A 19,217-nucleotide genomic window follows, 5' to 3' on the forward strand; every position below is an offset into this window, starting at 1 on the left:
AGGCAAAGAAACCCTGTCGCTTCAATGTCTGTTTGCGCTAAAACGCGACAAAGCCAGTCGCGGAACGAAGAATATCATGGCACGTGTCGCCTTTATCCTGCTTTGCCACAAAGACCCCGATGCCATCCTGAATCAGGTGACACGGCTGACGGCCGCTGGCGATTATGTGGCGATCCATTTCGATGCCTCTGCCGCCCCTGCCGATTACCGCAAGATCACCAGCGCGCTGGCAGACAACCCTAACGCGATCTTTGTGACGCGCCGTGTCAGATGCGGCTGGGGCGAATGGAGCCTGGTAGAGGCCACCCTGCGCACGCTGCAGGCCGCGTTTGACGCCTTTGCGCAGGCGACCCATTTCTACATGCTGTCGGGCGATTGCATGCCGATCAAATCCGCCCATTACGCGCATCGGTTTCTGGATGCCCATGACAAGGATTTCATCGAAAGTTTCGATTTCTTCGACACTGACTGGATCAAGACCGGATTGCGCGAAGAACGGCTGATCTATCGCCATTATTTCAACGAACGCAGCCAGAAGCGCCGGTTTTACGCTGCCTTTGCCTTGCAAAAGCGGTTGAATATCACCCGCGCGGTCCCAACTGGTATTCAGGTCATGATCGGCAGCCAGTGGTGGTGCTTGCGCCGAAGCAGCGTTGCGGCTGTGCTGGCCTTCACCCGCCAGCGCCCGGACGTGATCCGGTTTTTCCGCACGACCTGGATTCCCGACGAGACGTTTTTTCAGACCCTTGTTCGCCATCTCGTCCCCGGCCGCGAGATCGAGAGCCGCACATTGACCTTTTTGATGTTCAGCGATTACGGGATGCCGGTGTCGTTCTACAACGACCATGCCGATCTTTTGCTGGGGCAGGATGCCTTGTTCGCGCGCAAGATCAGCGCAGAGGCGCATCGCCTGAAACAGGTGCTGGGCGCGCTTTATGCATCGGATCGGACGGATTTCACCATTTCCAACGAAGGCCGGACCCTGTTCAGCTTTCTGACCGCGCGCGGGCGCAGCGGCCGGCGGTTCGCCCCGCGGTTCTGGGAGGCGGAGGCGTCAATCGGGGCGGGGCGCAGCCTGCTGATCATCTTGTGTAAGAAATGGCATGTCGCCAAGCGGCTGACGGCGGCGATCCGCCAAAGCACCGATATTCCGGCTTTTGATTACCTGTTCCATGAGGATGACACGCCATTGCCCGATATGGGCGGGATCGAGAGGTCGCTGGCCAAACGTGGCCGCCATCACCGTGCTTTCGTCCGGATGCTGTACGATCATGCGGGAACGGATCGGGTGGTGATCTGTCTGGATACATCCAGCCTTGATCTGCTCGGGGATTTCCATGCTGACCGCGCCGATGTGCGGATATTGGAAATCGACTGCGATCTGGGTGACGATTATCTGATCGGTCATGCGATCCGTGTGGGGCTGGCCGGGCCGCAAACATCGCGCGACACCTTCGCGCGCTTGCTGCCCACGATCCGCCGTGACATGATTCATGAACGTGACGCGATCCGCGATGCCCGTTTCAAGAATGCCGCGCGCCTGCGTGAAACCGCCACCGATGCCGAAAACGCGGCGGCGCTTGCGGTGTTTCTGGGGGTGGACGACACCACAGCACTGGCATTGGCGCAAACGCCGCATCTGTTTGTTGATTAAGGAAGACCGATGACTTTTGACTATGACGACCAGAATATCTTTGCGAAAATCCTGCGCGGGGAAATCCCCAATCAGACGGTCTATGAAAACGACCATGCGCTGGCGTTCAACGATATCAACCCGCAGGCACCGGTGCATGTGCTGGTGATCCCCAAGGGGGCCTATGTCAGCCTTGACCATTTCGCGCGCGATGCCTCGCCTGCCGAACAGGCCGGTTTCATGCAGGCCGTGGCCGAGGTTTGCCGCCTGACCGATGTGGCCCAAGGGTTTCGCGCCATCGCCAATACCCGCAGCCACGGCGTGCAGGACGTGCCGCATTACCATCTGCATATCATCGGCGGGCGGCAATTGGGCCGGATGCTGCAGGGCTGACGACGTTCAGGACGTCAGTGACAGGAACACATCTTCGAGATCAGCCTCGCGGCTTTGCACATCCTTGATGGTGATACCCGCCTCGCGCAGCAGCGACAGGATCGCGTCGGCTGGTGTGGCCCCCGCATTATAGGTAAAGCTCAGCCGTCCATCGTCATGCGCCTGTCCGGTGATCCCCGCGGGCAGGGCGGGCAGGGTCGCGGCGCTGGCAGGCGTGACGACCAGCGTCTTGCTGTCGAGCCGCCCCAGAAGGTTGGCGGTGCTGTCGCGGATCACGACGGCCCCGTGGTTGATGATGGCAATCTCGTCACACATTTCCTGCGCCTCTTGCAGGTAATGCGTGGTCAGGATGATGGTCATACCTTGCTGGTTCAGTTTGCGTACATTGTCCCACAGCATGTTGCGCAGCGTGATATCGACGCCTGCGGTCGGTTCATCCAGCACCAGAATCTGCGGTGAATGCACCAGCGCCTTGCCCAGCAACAACCTGCGCCGCATCCCCCCCGACAATGACCTTGCATAGGCATTGGCCTTGTCGGTCAGCCCGATCAGGTCAAGGATTTCCGCCGTCCGGCGCTGCGATTTCGGCACGCCGTACAGCCCTGCCTGCACGTCGAGCGATCCTGCGGGTGTAAAGAACGGATCAAGATTCGGTTCCTGCGGCATGATCCCGATGGCCGCGCGCGACTGGCGCGGGTTTTTGTCCTGATCAAAGCCCCAGATTTTTACCGATCCTGCCGATTTCACCACCAGACCCGCCAGAATGTTGATCAGCGTCGATTTGCCCGCCCCGTTCGGCCCCAACAGGCCAAAGACCATCCCGCGCGGGATATTCAGGTCGATACCTTTGAGCGCCTGATGCGCGGGTGCGCGGCTGGTGGCCGCATAGGTCTTGTGCAGGCCGGTGATTTCGATGGCGTTGTCGGTCATGCTGGTCTTTCCCCTTTGCCGCAGCTGCGGTATAGGGTGACACATAAGGCGGGCAGCGCCCCGCGGCAATCAGACAGGCCAGATCAATGACCACACCCGCACCGGAAACCCGCATTGTGAACGACTGGCGCGTGTCCTGCGACGGCGGCGAAGCCGGGCTGGGCCATCCGCGCGTCTGGCTGCAGATCCCCGACCAGCGCGGTTGGGTCGAATGCCCCTATTGCGACGCCAAGCTGATCCACAAGGATTTCGAAGGCAAGGTCTGACCTTGTCCAAGCCACATTGTCGCCGGAACGGAGGGACGTCATGACAACCCAATTCGGCAAAGGCTGTCACCTGCATCTGATCGACGGATCGGCCTTTATCTTTCGCGCCTATCATGCGCTGCCGCCGCTGACGCGCAAGTCCGACGGTCTGCCAGTAGGGGCGGTCAGCGGTTTTGTGAACATGCTGCAACGCTATGTCGAAAACAACTCTGGTGCTGACGCTGCGACCCATGTCGCCGTGATCTTTGACAAGGGCAGCCATACCTTTCGCAACGACATGTATGACCAATACAAGGCCAACCGCGAGGCGATGCCCGAAGAGTTGCGCCCGCAGATCCCGCTGACCCGCGACGCAACCCGCGCCTTCAACATCGCCTGCGAAGAGGTCGAAGGCTTCGAGGCCGATGATATCATCGCCACCCTTGCCCATCAGGCGCGCCGCGCGGGGGGCCGTGTGACCATCGTCAGTTCCGACAAGGACCTGATGCAGCTGGTCGGCGACGGTGTCGAAATGCTCGACCCGATGAAAAACAAACGCATCGACCGCGACGGCGTGTTCGAAAAATTCGGCGTCTTTCCGGACCGCGTGGTCGATGTGCAGGCGCTGGCGGGCGATTCGGTTGATAACGTGCCGGGCGCGCCGGGCATCGGGATCAAGACCGCGGCCCTGCTGATCAACGAATTCGGTGATCTGGAAAGCCTGCTTGAGCGCGCGGGCGAAATCACCCAACCCAAACGCCGCGAAACGCTGGTCAACCATCGCGCGCAGATCGAATTGTCCAAACGGCTGGTCCAGCTGGATTGCGATATGGTTCTGGATTTCGGGCTGGATGATCTGGAAATCCGCCTGCCCGATCCCGACACCTTGCTGGCTTTTCTCGCCCAGATGGAATTTCGCACCGTATCCAAACGGATCGCGGACAAGCTCGGCGTTGCTGCCCCCGTGATCGAAGCGCCAGCCCCCGCGACCGAAACCGCCCCGATTGAGGCCGTGCCTTTCGATGCCGACAGCTATGAATGCGTCCGCGATGCCACAGCCCTGCAGGTCTGGATCGACCGGATTTACGAGGCGGGCCATGTCGCCGTCGATACCGAAACCACCAGCCTTGATGAAATGCGGGCCGATCTGGTCGGCATCTCGCTTTGCGTGGCGGCGGGGCAGGCCTGCTATATCCCGCTGGCGCATAAGGCGGGGGCGGATGATCTGTTCGGCTCGGACGCGCGGGCCGAAGGGCAGATGGATATGGCCGCCTGTCTGGCGATGCTCAAGCCCGTGCTGGAGGATGCGAGCATCCTGAAAATCGGGCAGAACATGAAATATGATGCCAAGATTTTCGCGCTGCTGGGGATCGCTGTCGCCCCCATCGACGACACGATGCTGATGTCCTACGCGATGCATGCGGGGCTGCACAATCACGGCATGGACACGTTGTCTGAACGCTATCTGGGGCATATCCCGATCCCGATCAAACCGCTGTTGGGGTCGGGGAAATCTGCCATCACCTTTGACCGGGTGCCGGTGGACGATGCGGTAAAATATGCCGCCGAAGATGCCGATGTCACCCTGCGCCTGTGGCAGATGTTCAAACCGCAGCTGCACCAATCGCGTGTGACAACGGTCTATGAAACGCTCGAACGCCCGCTGGTGCCGGTGCTGGCGCAGATGGAAATGCACGGGATCAAGGTTGACCGCGATACCCTGTCGCGGATGTCCAACGCATTCGCGCAAAAGATGGCGGGACTCGAGGACGAGATCCAGAAAATGGCGGGCCGCCCGTTCAATGTCGGCTCGCCCAAACAGCTGGGCGAAATCCTGTTCGATGAACTGGGCCTTGCGATGCCCGACGGCAAATTGCCCGCCAAGGGCAAGACAGGCGCCTATTCCACCGGCGCCGATGTGCTCGAAGACCTCGCCACGATCCACGACCTGCCACGCCGTATCCTCGACTGGCGGCAATTGGCGAAACTCAAATCAACCTATACCGACGCGCTGCAGGACCATATCAACCCCGACACGGGCCGCGTGCATACGTCCTATTCCATCGCGGGCGCGATCACCGGTCGGCTCGCCTCGACCGACCCGAACCTGCAAAACATCCCCGTCCGGTCTGACGAAGGGCGGCGCATCCGCGAAGCCTTTGTCGCGGCACCAGGCAATGTGATCGTCAGCCTAGACTACAGCCAGATCGAATTGCGCATCCTGGCGCATATCGCGGGGATCGATGCGCTGAAACAGGCCTTCCTTGACGGGATCGACATTCATGCGATGACGGCCTCGGAAATGTTCGACGTGCCGCTCGACCAGATGACGCCCGATATCCGCCGTCAGGCCAAGGCGATCAATTTCGGTGTCATCTACGGGATTTCGGGTTTCGGTCTTGCACGCAACCTGCGGATTCCGCGCAGCGATGCCCAAGGGTTCATCGACCGCTATTTCGAACGTTTCCCGGGCATCCGGCAATATATGGATGACACCGTCGCCTTTGCCCGCGATCGTGGCTATGTCCAGACCCTGTTCGGCCGCCGGATCAACACACCGGAAATCAACACCAAAGGCCCGCAGGCCGGTTTCGCCAAACGCGCCGCGATCAACGCGCCAATCCAGGGCACCGCCGCCGATGTGATCCGCCGCGCGATGATCCGGATGCCAAAGGCCATCGCCGGTCTGCCCGCCAAGATGCTGCTGCAGGTCCATGACGAATTGCTGTTCGAGGTCGATGCAACCGCCGCCGACGACCTGATCGGCATCGCACGGCAGGTGATGGAAACCGCCAGCGACCCCGCCGTCAAGCTCGACGTCAAACTCTCCGTGGACGCGGGGCAGGGACCAAACTGGGCCACCGCCCATTGAAAACGGGGCGCGAGGCTAAAACCCCGCGCCCCCACTTCTTATTTCCAAAAATACTCCCGCGCGGCGCGCTCCGTCGCGGCAGCGGCGGATCAGTTCACCGATTTGGCCTCGACCAGATTGGCCTCGGATTTGCGCGCAGGCGCAATGGCGATCCGGCGGGGTTTCAGCGCCTCTGGCACTTCGCGCACCAGATCGATATGCAGCATGCCATTTTCATGCAAGGCACCTGTCACCTCGACATGATCGGCCAGCTGGAACCGGCGTTCAAAGGCGCGGGTGGCGATCCCGCGGTGCAGGAATTTGCGCGTGCTGTCGTCTTCGTCCTTGCGGGCGGTGACATGCAGCGTGCGGTCCTTGACCTCGATCGCAAGCTCGTGATCGGCAAAACCGGCCACGGCGATCGAAATGCGCCAGCCGTCATCGGCGGTTTTTTCGATATTATAGGGGGGATAGCTGGTCTGGCCGACATCACTGGCCAGCGCACGGTCCAAAAGCTCGGCGATCTGGTCAAAACCGACAGTGGCACGGTACAGCGGGGTTAAATCAAAACTACGCATAGGGTCATCCTTTTCATCAAGCGATAACAATGTCTGGCCTTCCATTCATGGACAGACCGTTAGGGCAAGGCCCGTCATTGGCACCTTGCTGGGATAGATTTGGGAAAGGCAGCAGCGCCTTTCAAGACCCTAATCGACGGTGACGAATTTGGCGCCCGTGTCGTTGCGCGCGCCCGATGTCATCACGCGCTGGCTGCCGCCCGGGCGCACCGGGGCTTGGCTTGCCAAATGCGCCATCAGCGCATTCAGCGGCCCTTCGAGCGAGGTGCCAAGCGCCACTTTTTCGCCGCCCACCTCGGCCATCGCGGACACGACCGAGGCGATCCGCGTCTCGCCCTGGTGCATGATAAAGACCGGCGATCCGCTTGATCCGTAATCGACATCGCAGGTCATGATGATCACGCCGGTCTGGTGGCCCAGCACGTTGCAGACCTCTTGCAGGCTGGGGGCGTCTTCGCGCCCGCGGCCATAGGACACGACCCCGACCTCGTCACCGCTCAGCGGGCGTTGCGCGATCAGATAGGGGCGCAGGCGGGTTTCACGGATCGGAAGGTCCAGTTCCAGCACTGCAATATCCATCGCCACAGCCGCCGGGCGGGTCACACCACCGGTGTGGATGTAATCCGGATGTGCCACCGCCCGTGTCACCCCGCGCGTCGCCGCCGCCCGCCCGTCGCGTAATCCCGCGCGAAACGAAAACCTGTCCGCCGCGACCACAGACCCGTCCTTGTCATAAAGGCAATGCGCCGCCGTCAGGATCAGCTTTTCGCGGATCAATGCCGCCGTGCAGAACCCTTTTCCTGCGATATCAAGCCGCCCGACAGCCTCCCAGCCCGCGCTGTCCTGACGCGTCTGCAAGGTGACTAGTCCGGTTTCCTGCGCGGCGGCAACACCGGCCATCAGAACCGTGCAAACTGTCGCAATGAAATGGCGCATCCCGTGTTCCGTCCAGCTGCCGCAGGTCTGCATGATAGATCACGCAGCACCACGGCGCTAGCGCAGGATCGGCACCGCTGGCACCGTCTTGCCGGGGGCGCTCAGCGCGGGGGGCTGCGGCCCGCCCGTCGCCCAATCCAGCAATTCAACAGTATGCACGATTGGCACGCCGGTGCCGCTGCCGATCTGCATCATGCAGCCGATATTGCCTGCGGCGATGATATCGGGCACCAGCGCCTCTAGCGTCTTGACCTTGCGGGCCTTCAACTGCTTGGAGATCTCGGGCTGCATCAGGTTGTACGTTCCCGCAGACCCGCAGCACAGGTGGCTGTCGGCAGGTTCCAACACGGTGAAACCGGCCTTTTTCAGCAAATCCTTGGGATATGTCTTGATCTTCTGACCATGCTGCAAGGAACAGGCGGCGTGATAGGCGACCTTGGTGCCTTTGGCGGCACCTGCGGGCAGGTCAAGCTTCATCAGCACTTCAGACACATCCATCGCGATGGCGGCAACCCGCGCGGCATCGGCGGCCAGCGGGTCATCGCGGAACATATGCCCGTAATCCTTGACCGTCGTGCCGCAGCCAGAGGTATTGATGACGATGGCATCAAGCCCACCCTGATCCATCTCGCGCACCCAGGCCCGGATATTGGCGGCGGCCGCCGCATGGCTTTCCTTTTCCTTGCCCATGTGATGGGTCAAGGCCCCGCAACAACCCGCCCCTTTTGCCACGACAACCTCGGCCCCGAAACGCGTCAGCAGGCGGATCGTGGCGTCGTTGATATCTGTGTTCAGCGCCTTTTGCGCACACCCCGTCATCAGCGCCACGCGCATCTTTTTATCGGCGACCGCAAAGGTCTGCGGATCATCATTGCGGCTGACCGGCGGAATGGTGCGCGGTGCCATTTCCAGCATCGCGCGCAGGCGCGGATCAGGCATGAACCGCGCAAAGGGTCGTCCAATCTTGGCCCCCAGCAGCGCCAGCCGGAACCGCATCGGATAGGGCAGGACCTGCGCCAAGATCCAGCGCAAGGCACGGTCCGACCATGGCCTGTCATAATTCTTTTCAATATAGGCGCGGGCATGATCGACCAGATGCATGTAATGCACGCCGGATGGACAGGTGGTCATGCAGGCCAGACACGACAGGCAGCGGTCGATATGTTTGACAGTCTTGGCATCGGGCTTGCGCTCGTTTTCGAGCATGTCCTTGATCAGGTAAATCCGCCCCCGCGGGCTGTCCAATTCATCGCCCAATATCTGATAGGTCGGGCAGGTCGCCGTGCAGAACCCGCAATGCACACAGGTGCGCAAAATCTGGTTGGCCCGCGCGGTACCTGAATCCTGCAATTGCTCTGGTGTGAATGTCGTCTGCATCAGCCGATCATCCCCGGATTGAATATCCCGCGCGGATCGAATTTCGCGCGCAGCCCTGCGCTCAGCGCCGCGACAGGCGCGGATTCCGGCTGGAACACCGGCACATGCGCCTGCCCACGGATCAGCGTCGCATGGCCTTTGAAATCACCCAGCCTTGTGCGCAGATCACCATCGGCCAGCAACCACACAAGCCCGCCCGCCCAATCATAGACCACCGCCCGCGCCCCTGCCTTGGCGACCAGCGCGGGCGCATCCGACGCCTTGACCGACAACCGCCAGACGCAGCCCTGTTGTCCGGCAAAGGCGGTCACATCGCGGATCGCGGCCCAGAGCGCGGCAGACGCGGCTTTATCATCCAGTACCGTGGCTGACCCAAACGGAGCCACGACCCCCGCCAAGGCTTGCGCGCGATACGCGACCGAGGCGGCAAATCCTTCCAGCCGCAGCATCGTGCGCCCCGCAGCAGGATCATGCGCCGCCCCTGTCACCTCGAAAGGCGAAGACATGGCAGCGGCCAACGCGGCGACAGCGGTCGCGTCATCCAGACCGTCCAGCACCAGCGTCGCTTGGGTTTGCACATCCGGCAGCACTTTCAGCGACACTTCGGTCAGCACACCCAAGGTGCCGTAAGACCCGCAGAGCAGCTTGACCAGATCATAGCCGGTGACGTTCTTCATCACGCGGCCCCCGTTCTTGATGATATTGCCCGCGCCATCGACAAACCGCACGCCCAGCATGAAATCGCGGCAGGCCCCCACGGTGATCCGGCGTGGCCCTGACACATTGGCCGCAACCATCCCGCCGATGGTCGGCTCTCCACTGGTGCCAAGCAGTGCGCGATGATCCATCGGTTCAAACGCAAGGCGCTGGTTTTCCGCCGCCAGCCGCGCCTGCACCTCGGCCAAAGGCGTACCGGCCTTGGCCACCAGCGTCAGCGCGCCGGGTTCATAAAGCGTGATCCCCGCCATCCCCGCCAGCGACAATGCAGCCCCTGTCGCGCGCCCGATAGGTCTTGTCCCGCCGCCCATGATCCGCAGCGGGCCATCGGCCTCGGCCACCATGCGGGCAAGGTCTTGCTCGTTCTTGGGTGTCATATCATCTTCCGAGTATAAATATCCTGGGGGAGCCGCGGACAGCGTCCGTGGCGGGGGCAAAGCGCCCTCAAGCCGCGCGCCGTGGCGCAGAGCTATCCAGCGGAAACACTTTGGCCGCATTCAGCAACCAACCCGGATCGAAGACATCCTTGACTGCCATCTGCGCCTCAAGATCGGCAGTGGCGAATTGCACATGCATCAGATCGCGCTTTTCGATCCCCACGCCATGTTCGCCGGTCAGGCAGCCGCCCACCTCGACACAAAGCCGCAGGATATCCGCGCCGAACGCCTCGCAGAGCTCCAGATCACCCGGTTTATTGGCATCAAACAGGATCAGCGGGTGCATATTGCCGTCACCGGCATGGAACACATTGCCGACGCCCAGCCCGTATTCCTTGGACATCTCGCCGATCCGGCGCAGCACATAGGGCAGTGCCGACACTGGAATCGTGCCATCCAGACACATGTAATCATTGATCTGACCCATCGCGCCAAAGGCCGATTTGCGGCCCAGCCAGATGCGGCCCGCCTCGTCGGCATCCTTGGCTTCGCGCAATTCCACGGGGTTGTGGCTGCGGGCGATCTGCATGATCAGCGCCAGCTGCGCGTCGATTTCGGCGGGCGATCCTTCGACCTCGACGATCAACAGCGCCTCGCAGATCGGATAGCCTGCCTTGGCAAAGGCTTCGGTCGCCTCGATACAGGGGCGGTCCATGAATTCGATGGCAACGGGCAGAATGCCTGCCTTGATGATGTCGGTGACAACCTGACCCGCGACTTCGGAACTGTCATAGCCCATCAGCACGGGGCGCGCGCCTTCGGGTTTGGGCAGAATGCGCAGGGTCGCCTCGGTCACGACGCCCAACTGACCCTCGGACCCGCAGATCACGCCAAGCAGATCAAGCCCGCCGGCATCCATATGCGCGCCGCCGATGTCCATCACAGTGCCGTCCATCGTGACCAGCGTCACACCCAGCAGGTTATTGGTGGTGACACCATATTTCAGGCAATGCGCGCCGCCCGAATTCATCGCGATATTGCCCGCAATCGCGCAGGCAAGCTGGCTGGACGGGTCGGGGGCATAGAAAAATCCATCCGCCTCGACAGCACCCGTCACCGACAGGTTGGTGCGGCCCGTTTGCACGCGGATATAGCGGTCGGGGTAATTCGTCTCGATCACCTGTGTCATCCGCGCGACGCCAAGGATCACGCAATCCGCCGTCGGCAGCGCACCACCGGCCAGCGAGGTGCCCGATCCGCGCGGCACAACCGGCACGCCCATATCATGGCAAATCTTCAGCACGGCCGAGACTTGTTCGGTCGTCGAGGGCAAAACCACGGCAAGCGGCGGGCAGCGATAGGCGGTCAGCGCGTCACATTCATAAGCGCGGGTTTCCGCGATATCGGACATCAACGCATCCGGCGGCAGCACAGCGGCCAATCGGGCGACAATCTGGTCCTTGCGGGACAAGACACCGGCATTCGGCTGTGGCATTTGCATGGAACGACCTCCCATCGTGGTGACTGGTAAGAATATATGACCAATTTTGCCATATGGCAAGTTGGAACTGGACCCGCTACAGGTTTGTTATGACATTTCTTGACCATATTGCCCTGCTCACTTTGTTCGACGCGATTGCGGCGGCGCTGATCTTGCTGGTCTGGTTCGGGATCGGCTGGCGGATCGAACATCCGGGGGCCAAGAACCCCTCGGTCACCATGCTGATGTCCGAACGGCGGCGCGACTGGATGAAGGTACTTGTCACCCGCGATTCGCGCATTTTTGACAGCCAGATCCTGGGCGGTCTGCGCGAAGCCACCGCGTTTTTTGCATCGACCAGCCTGTTTGCCATCGGGGGCGTGCTGGCGCTACTTGGCAATACCGAAAGCCTGCGTGGCGTTGCCGCTGAGGTGAGCGATACACAGGTGCCGGTCCTGATCTGGCAGTTGAAACTGGCGCTGGTGGCGCTGTTTCTGATCAATGGTTTTTTGAAATTCGTCTGGTCCAACCGTGTGTTCGGCTATTGCGCGGTGGTCATGGCCTCGGTGCCAAACGACCCCGCCGATCCGCTGGCCTATCCGCGCGCGGCGCAGGCGGCGGAACTGAACATCCGTGCCGCACTGAATTTCAACCGCGGCCTGCGGTCGATGTATTTCGCGCTTGCGGCGCTGGGCTGGCTGGCAGGCCCCGGTGCATTGGTCGCGGCAACGCTGATCGTGGCATGGATCATCTGGTCGCGCGAATTTGCGTCGTTGCCGCGCAATGTGCTGATGAACGACGACGGCGTTTCGGGGAAACCATGACCCGCATTTTGCGGCCTTTGGGGATGCTCTAACGCCGCCCTTCGCGCAGCCATGCCGCCACGCTCAACATCGCGGCCAGCAGCAGGAACAACCATGCCGGCACCAGGGGCGTGATCTTGATATCCGCCGTCTGGAACGCGCCGCGCGGGGTGATCCCGATCCAGCCGCGTCCCGTGGCAGGGCGGCCTGCGCGCACGGCGCGGATGTCCACGGCACCCGCTGAAACCGGCATGATCCCGCCGCGCTGCGCGTCGATCAGCGGTGCCAGCATGTCACCCGTTGCAATCGTCTGTTCGAATTCGCGCGGTGCCGCAGTGCCAAGGGCGATCACGGCCTGCTGGTCCCCGTCATCGAGCCGGTAAAGCCCGATCTCGGGCGCATCCCACAGCGTCTCGAACCGGCCAGGGGATGTTTCGGTCAAGGGCAGGGTGGTCTCGGTCCCGTCGGGATGGGTGATCGTCACGTCGCCCGTGGTTTCCGACAGGGTGCGGCGGATGATCCGCATCTGCTGGCCTGCAGGTTCGACAAACAGCGCCTCTTCTTCCAGCTCGGGTTCACGCATCATCCAATGCGCCAGACGGCGCAGCAGTTCCAATTGCGGCCCGCCGCCTTCATAGCCGCGATCCCAAAGCCATGAATGATCCGACGCCATCAGCGCGACACGGCCTGCGCCAACACGGTTCAGCACCAGCAAAGGGCGATCATCAAGGCCGGACATCACGACAGATGCCTCTTGCGGGACCACCACATCGACCAGCCGGAACCAGCGGCCCCAGCCCGGACCATCGCCCTCCGCGGCAGGCGGAGACAGGTCATCCAGCCCCGCTGTCACCGGATGGCGCGCGCCCAGATCGGTGATCTGCGGCACGAACCCTTCCTCGAACACGCGCGCGGTCGGCGCACCGGGCAGCACGGCGCCCAGAGGCGAGCGATAGATGCTTTCGGCGGCGCCATATTCCGGCCCCGACGAAATCAGCACAGCCCCGCCCTGGTCGACATAATTGCGGATATTATCCAGATAGGCATTGGGCAATATCCCGCGCCGGCGATAGCGGTCAAAGATGATCAGGTCGAAATCATCAATCTTTTCCAGGAACAGTTCGCGCGTGGGAAAGGCGATCAGCGACAATTCAGTGACCGGCACACCGTCCTGCTTTTCGGGTGGGCGCAGGATGGTGAAATGCACTAGGTCCACGGCAGAATCCGATTTGAGCAGGTTGCGCCATGTCCTCTCGCCCGGATGCGGCTCGCCCGATACGAGCAGAACGCGCAGCCGGTCGCGCACGCCGTTGATCTGGATCACGGCGGTATTGTTGCGGTCGGTCAATTCGCCTTCCGCTTCAGGAATGGTGAATTGCAGCACGTTCATGCCCGCATGGGACAATTGCACCGGCAGTTCGATATCACGGCCCACCGGCACAGGCAGGGTCAGCGGTGGGGCGCCATCAATGGAAACCGACAGATCGACCGTCTGCGTGGCGGGTGCGGCACCCTGATCCTCGATCCGCAGCGTCAGGGTAAAAGTCTCGCCCAGAATGGCAAAGGCGGGGGCGTTGGATATGACCAGCCGGCGGTCCCAATCGTCAGGCGCGCCGGTCAGGATCAGGTGCAGTGGCGCAGGCAGGGCGGGGGCATTGTCCATGTCATGCACACGCCCGTCAGAAATCACCACGATCCCCGCAATCCGGCCCTGCGGTTCCTCGGCCAATGCCTGCGACAACGCGGTCATCAGGGCCGTCCCCTGATCGCCCTTGGCATCCCCCAGCGTGACAAGGCGCATTTCCGTATTGGGCTGGCGGTCAAGTTCTGCGGTGATATTCGCCAAGGCTTGCGCATTCTGGTCTGGCCTGCCCGCGATGCGCTGGCTGGCGCTTTCATCGACCACGACCATGATTATATCGCTCAGCGGGGCGCGGTCTTCGCGCTGCAAGGACGGGTTGGCCATGGCCGCCAGCAACGCGATCCCCGCCAGCGCGCGCAGCCACCAGCCCGGCAACCGCCGCCAGAGGGCGAGCGTGACCGCCAGAACAACCAACCCCGCCAGACCATAAACCGCGATCAGCGGAATCAGCGGGTCAAAGATCACCGTGCCGGTCATTTACAAACGTCCTCGCATCTTCCGAGCCGCGTGAATTGCCGGTGGCAATTCACGTTAATCCCCGCCGGAGGCGTCAGATGTCGTGACATCTGACAGGTCAAGATCAGCCGCATTCTCATTGCCCGAGCCGGTCAAGCAGGTCCGGCACATGCACCTGATCTGATTTATAATTCCCGGTCAGCACATGCATGATCAGGTTGACGCCAAACCGCAGCGCGATTTCACGCTGGCGTTCGCCTGCCGCGCCGCGCCCGACAGGGAACATCGGCGCGCCGTTCGCCGTCACAGCCCAAGCGCGCGCCCAGTCATTGCCGCCGATCACCACCGGCGTCACCCCGTCGTTGAGATTGCGAAACGGCATCCCGTCGATCTGCACCGCATCCAGAGGGGCGGCCTCGACCCAGACATCGCGGCTGGCGTGGCGGCCCGGAAAATCCTGCAACAGATAAAACGTGCGCGTCAGCACATGGTCGGGCGGGATCGGTGCAAGGCGCGGAATATCCAGCGACCGCGCAATCGCCTGCAAACGCGCCCCTTCGGGCGAGCCTGACCCGAACCGCGCGGTATCGGCGTCGCGGGTGTCGAACAGGATCATCCCGCCGCTGCGCAGATAGCGGTTCAGCTTGCCATAGGCGTCGCGGCTGGGCAGCGGCTGATCGGCCGTGACGGGCCAGTACAGAAACGGAAAGAACGCCAGTTCGTCGGTTTCGATATTCACGCCCATCGGGGCGGCAGGTTCGATTGATGTGCGCCGGAACAAGGTCTGCGACAGGCCCAACAGGCCCGCGGCCGTCACTTCGTCAACCTGCGGATCGCCGGTCAGCACATGGGCCAGCACCACCTCGGAGGTGGCCTGGATGGCGAAATCCTCGGGGGTTTGGGCCTGCGCCTTTGGGGCAAGGGCCAGCGCCAGCATCAGGGCCACCGCCACATCCGCGCGCGGCCCGCGCAGACGGCCCCCCACGGCCAGTGACGCGATGATATCGACCAGCAACAGCGCCAGTGCTGCGCCCAAAAGCCAGCCTTTGAGCGCCGTGGCACGCAGGACGTCCATCCCTTCAACAGCGATCCGCGCAGGCCAGCCCGCAGGGGTCAGCACCGTATCCGGCCCGATCACATTGACCGCGATCTGGCGGTCGCGCGTGGCGTAAAGCCCGGGGCGCAATTGCGGTCCGGTGACGCCAGCGCCCAGCAGCTCGCCCGCGACACCGGCCAGATCGCGTCCGTCCTGCAAACGCCCGTAGGCATCAAGCAATTCCTGCGGTTGCCATACCGTGCCTGCCAGTTCTGCGGCCTCAGGCGCGGCAGGGCGGCTCGATACGGCCAGCCGTTCCAGCATCTGCACGAAAAGGCCGGACAATGGCAGGCTCGACCATTCGGCATTCGCCGTGACATGGACCAGCACGATTTGTCCGTCACCGCTGAACTTGCGTGTGACCAGCGGCGTGCCATCGGCCAGCTGCGCGATCACGCGCTCAGCCAGCGTCGGGTCGGGTTGCGCCATGACCTGACTGGTGACGGTCACGTCCTCGGGGATGGTCAGGCCAAAGAACGGCGTGTCGGTGGCAAAGGGGGCCAGCGCTTTGGGTTCGCCCCAGCTCATCGCGCCACCGACGCTGCGCCCGCCGTCGCGCAGGCGCACGGGCAACAATGGGTCCTCGGCGCTGCGGCCCACGTCAGAGGCGGCCAGACGCGGCCCCGCGAACCGCAACAGAAGCCCACCCTGATCGACCCAATCGACGATGCCCTGCGCCTCGATATCGGTCAGGATCGCGACATCGGCCAGCACGATCAAATCGGGATTGGCCAGCAGCACATCGGCCAGATCACCGTCGATCAGGTCTGCGGTCGGCTCTAGCGCCTCGCGCAGATAGAAAAGCTGTGACAACAGGTCCAGCCCTTCGCGTATGTCGCGCCCTGCGATCAGCGCCACCTCGCGCCGGCGCAGGGCATCGTCGCCAAGGCTGACGGCGGCGGCAGACCGCGTGCCGGTCAATTCGAAGCGCGTGATCCGGTTGCGCAATTCAGGCGGCAGGTCGAGCGTGGCTTCCGCCACCTCTTGCCCCGCCGCGAATGTCAGCGGCACATTGGCCAGCGCCCGTTCCACGCCTGCGGGATCAAGGCCGATGGCGGTGACGGTTGTATCGCTTGGCGCGCCGATGGGGGTGCGCGTCGCGCTCACACGGACCTCGCCGTCCTCATAGCGTGCGGGGCGCAGGCCGGTCACCTGACGTGGGGTCTGGAACACGGTCACATTGCCCGCCGCCTCGAAGGCGGAGAGCAGGTCGTCGCGGCCCGGATAATCCAACCCGTCGCTGATCCAATAGGTCTCAAACCCGCCCTGATCCGCAAAATAGGCGGCGGCATCGGCGGGTTGCCACGGCTGGGGTTGCAGGTTCGCCAACCGGTCCTGCCATGCGCTGGGTGGCGCAAAGGGCAAGGGCTCGGCCAGTGGCAGGTCTGTCAGCGTCACCACGGCGACGCGGCGTTCGTTGACGGACGCCTCGGTCAACAGCGCCGCCACACGGTCGCTTTTCGCCTGCCAGTCGGGCGCGCCCGCCCATGTGCCATCAAGGGCGATCACCAGATCACCGCGCCCGTCGCGGGCCTGTTGCGGGTTCAGCACGGGGCCGGCAAAGCCGACAATGACAGCCGCGATGGCCAGCAGACGCAACAAGAGCAGCCACCATGGGGTGCGGTCGGACTGGCTTTCGTCATCGCTCAGACCCAGCAGCAGCACCACACCGGGGAACCGGCGCCGCACGGGGGCAGGCGGCACAGCGCGCAGCACTATCCAAAGGATCGGCAGGGCGATCAGCCCCAGCAGCAGCATCGGGGCTGCAAATCCGATGGGTCCGATCATAAACATCAGCGCCGCCTTTCCAGCGCGCCATAAAGCCACAGCAACGCCTGTGTTGCCGACTGGCCGGTATGATGGGTGTGAAACTGCCAGCCAGTCATGCGCGCAAGCTGCGCCAGCTCGACCTTGCGGGCCGCCAACCTGTCCAGATAGCGTGACTTGAGATCGCGGGCGCGCAGCGTCTCGTGCTGGACGCTGCCGGTCATGGATTGAAAGATCGTGCGCCCGTCAAACGGAAATACCTCTTCCTGTGGGTCAAGCACCTGCAGCAGCGCGCCTTTGACACCGCGATCCGCGGCGCGGGCCAGCGCGTCGCGCACCCCGTCGATATTGCCCAGAAAGTCGCTGACAAACAGCGCGCGCGCATGCGGCAACAGGCCGGTCGCATCGGGTGATCCGTGGTCGGTCGCGGCCTGTTCGGACAGAATCTGCGCCATCTGTTGCAATTGCGCGCCTCCGCGCCGTGGTGGCAGGCGCAGACCGGTCAGCCCGACGCGTTCCCCGCCGCGGATCAGCAACACCGCCAGCGCCATCGCCAGAATGCGCGCGCGATCACCCTTGGTCGCGTGATCGTCGGACGCGAAACCCATAGACGCGCCCTGATCGACCCAAAGGATCACTGATTGCGCGATCTGCCATTCCTTGTCCTGCACAAAGCGCGCATCCGACCTTGCCGATCGGCGCCAGTCTATGCTGCGCGCGGCATCATGGGTCTGTGCAGGGCGGTATTGCCAGAACGTATCGCCGGTGCCCGCCCGCCTGCGCCCGTGGTCGCCCAGCAGGACGGTCGCGGCCAGATGCTCTGCCTCGGCCAGCAGGGGCGGCAGATGCGCGGCAAGCGTTTCCGCCTGCGACCGGAGCGTCAGCGCTGTTGTCATGCCGCCGCTGTGACCCGTGTAATCTGGCCTGCGACCTCGTTGATGATGGATTGCACATCCTCGCCGCGCGCGCGGGCGGCAAAGGACAGCGCCATGCGATGTTCCAGCACCGGCACTGCCATGTTGCGCACATCCTCTGCCGATGGGACCAAGCGGCCATCGAGCAAGGCCGAGGCGCGCACCGTCAGCATCAGCGCCTGTGCGGCACGCGGGCCGGGGCCCCAGCTGACATTTTGGCGGATTACATCGGGGGCGGTCGCATCATCGGGACGGCAGGCGCGCACCAGATCAAGGATCATCTCGAGGATATGTTCGCCCACCGGCATCCGGCGCAGCAGTGCTTGCGCGGCCAGAAGTTCGCCCGCGCTGAACACGGGCTTGACCTGCGCATCCTCGGTGCCTGTGGTGGCGATCAGGATGTCTTTTTCGGTCTGCCGGTCGGGGTAGGGCACGTCGATCTGGACAAGAAACCGGTCAAGCTGCGCCTCTGGCAGGGGATAGGTGCCTTCCTGTTCCAGCGGGTTTTGCGTGGCCAGCACATGGAACGGCACGCCAAGCGGACGGTGCTGGCCTGCGATGGTCACTTCTTTTTCTTGCATCGCCTGCAGCAGCGCCGATTGCGTGCGGGGGCTGGCGCGGTTGATTTCATCGGCCATCAGCAACTGGCAGAACACAGGCCCTTCGATAAACCGGAACGCACGGCTGCCGTCGGCGGCTGTTTCCAACACTTCAGAGCCCAGAATATCCGCTGGCATCAGGTCAGGCGTGAACTGGATACGGTTGCCCTGCAGGCCCATGACGGTGGACAAAGCATCCACCAGCCGCGTCTTGCCAAGGCCGGGCAGGCCGATCAGCACCGCATGGCCACCGCAGACCAGCGCCGACAATGTCAGGTCCACGACGCGGCGCTGGCCGATGAAACGGGCGGCGATACTGTCGCGCGCGGCACCCAGTTTTGCACCCAGTGCGTCTATCTGTGCGACAAGATCGGCGTCGTCGGCCATGACTTTCCCCTTGGATTACCTATATGCTGCAAGAGA

Annotated in this window: 15 protein-coding genes; 5 read left to right on the plus strand and 10 right to left on the minus strand. The window is 62.9% G+C overall.

All coding sequences use genetic code 11. The annotated features are described in order from the left end of the window. Positions 1-76: 76 nt before the first annotated feature. Both SKA53_RS14635 and SKA53_RS14640 read left to right on the plus strand, forming a co-directional pair. The gene (locus tag SKA53_RS14635; protein ID WP_007206958.1) at positions 77-1,654 is read left to right on the plus strand and encodes a DUF5928 domain-containing protein; all 1,578 of its coding nucleotides are present in this window, start codon (positions 77-79) and stop codon (positions 1,652-1,654) included. A gap of 9 nt (positions 1,655-1,663) precedes the next feature. Further along, the gene (locus tag SKA53_RS14640; protein ID WP_007206959.1) at positions 1,664-2,026 is read left to right on the plus strand and encodes an HIT domain-containing protein; all 363 of its coding nucleotides are present in this window, start codon (positions 1,664-1,666) and stop codon (positions 2,024-2,026) included. Positions 2,027-2,032: 6 nt separating this feature from the next. Here the strand turns inward: SKA53_RS14640 and SKA53_RS14645 are convergent, their stop codons facing one another. Continuing rightward, positions 2,033-2,956, minus strand: a complete 924-nt coding sequence (locus SKA53_RS14645; RefSeq protein WP_007206960.1) for an ABC transporter ATP-binding protein — start codon at positions 2,954-2,956, stop codon at positions 2,033-2,035. An 86-nt stretch (positions 2,957-3,042) separates the two neighbouring features. Here SKA53_RS14645 and SKA53_RS14650 point away from each other — a divergent pair, with 86 nt between their 5' ends. Then, positions 3,043-3,222, plus strand: a complete 180-nt coding sequence (locus SKA53_RS14650; protein WP_007206961.1) for a zinc-finger domain-containing protein — start codon at positions 3,043-3,045, stop codon at positions 3,220-3,222. Between the two features lie 40 nt (positions 3,223-3,262). Beyond that, the gene (gene polA / locus SKA53_RS14655) at positions 3,263-6,073 is read left to right on the plus strand and encodes a DNA polymerase I (protein ID WP_007206962.1); all 2,811 of its coding nucleotides are present in this window, start codon (positions 3,263-3,265) and stop codon (positions 6,071-6,073) included. An 89-nt stretch (positions 6,074-6,162) separates the two neighbouring features. Here the strand turns inward: polA and SKA53_RS14660 are convergent, their stop codons facing one another. The 5 genes from SKA53_RS14660 to SKA53_RS14680 form a co-directional block, all read right to left on the minus strand. Beyond that, the gene (locus tag SKA53_RS14660; RefSeq protein ID WP_040483339.1) at positions 6,163-6,630 is read right to left on the minus strand and encodes an Hsp20 family protein; all 468 of its coding nucleotides are present in this window, start codon (positions 6,628-6,630) and stop codon (positions 6,163-6,165) included. A gap of 129 nt (positions 6,631-6,759) precedes the next feature. After that, positions 6,760-7,566 (minus strand): trypsin-like serine peptidase, encoded by an 807-nt coding sequence (locus SKA53_RS14665; RefSeq protein WP_040483018.1) that lies wholly within the window; start codon positions 7,564-7,566, stop codon positions 6,760-6,762. Positions 7,567-7,623: 57 nt separating this feature from the next. Further along, on the minus strand, positions 7,624-8,943 hold the full coding sequence (glcF, locus tag SKA53_RS14670) for a glycolate oxidase subunit GlcF (RefSeq protein ID WP_007206965.1): 1,320 nt from the start codon (positions 8,941-8,943) through the stop codon (positions 7,624-7,626). Then, positions 8,943-10,037: an FAD-binding protein gene (locus SKA53_RS14675; protein WP_007206966.1), complete on the minus strand. Its 1,095-nt coding sequence runs from the start codon at positions 10,035-10,037 to the stop codon at positions 8,943-8,945. Before SKA53_RS14675 ends, glcF begins: the two co-directional genes overlap by 1 nt. 67 nt (positions 10,038-10,104) lie before the next feature. Continuing rightward, a complete protein-coding gene (locus SKA53_RS14680) occupies positions 10,105-11,538 on the minus strand; it encodes an FAD-linked oxidase C-terminal domain-containing protein (protein WP_007206967.1) in 1,434 nt (477 codons plus the stop codon). 89 nt (positions 11,539-11,627) lie between these two features. On the opposite strand from SKA53_RS14680, the gene SKA53_RS14685 reads away from it, so the two are divergent. Then, entirely contained in the window at positions 11,628-12,341 is a 714-nt protein-coding gene (locus tag SKA53_RS14685) for a DUF599 domain-containing protein (RefSeq protein WP_007206968.1), read from the plus strand. Between the two features lie 28 nt (positions 12,342-12,369). Here SKA53_RS14685 and SKA53_RS14690 read toward each other — a convergent pair whose 3' ends face one another. From SKA53_RS14690 to SKA53_RS14705, 4 genes are all read right to left on the minus strand, one after another. Next, positions 12,370-14,439, minus strand: a complete 2,070-nt coding sequence (locus tag SKA53_RS14690; RefSeq protein ID WP_007206969.1) for a hypothetical protein — start codon at positions 14,437-14,439, stop codon at positions 12,370-12,372. 115 nt (positions 14,440-14,554) lie between these two features. After that, positions 14,555-17,308, minus strand: coding sequence for a DUF4159 domain-containing protein (locus tag SKA53_RS14695; protein WP_007206970.1), 2,754 nt, complete (start codon positions 17,306-17,308; stop codon positions 14,555-14,557). Then, on the minus strand, positions 17,308-18,177 hold the full coding sequence (locus SKA53_RS14700) for a DUF58 domain-containing protein (protein ID WP_007206971.1): 870 nt from the start codon (positions 18,175-18,177) through the stop codon (positions 17,308-17,310). The genes SKA53_RS14695 and SKA53_RS14700 overlap by 1 nt, the downstream gene beginning before the upstream one ends. After that, entirely contained in the window at positions 18,174-19,181 is a 1,008-nt protein-coding gene (locus SKA53_RS14705) for an AAA family ATPase (RefSeq protein ID WP_007206972.1), read from the minus strand. The genes SKA53_RS14700 and SKA53_RS14705 overlap by 4 nt, the downstream gene beginning before the upstream one ends. Positions 19,182-19,217: the final 36 nt, after the last annotated feature.

Origin of the sequence: Yoonia vestfoldensis SKA53 (genome assembly GCF_000152785.1) — a bacterium.
GTDB classification, from domain to species: domain Bacteria; phylum Pseudomonadota; class Alphaproteobacteria; order Rhodobacterales; family Rhodobacteraceae; genus Yoonia; species Yoonia vestfoldensis_A.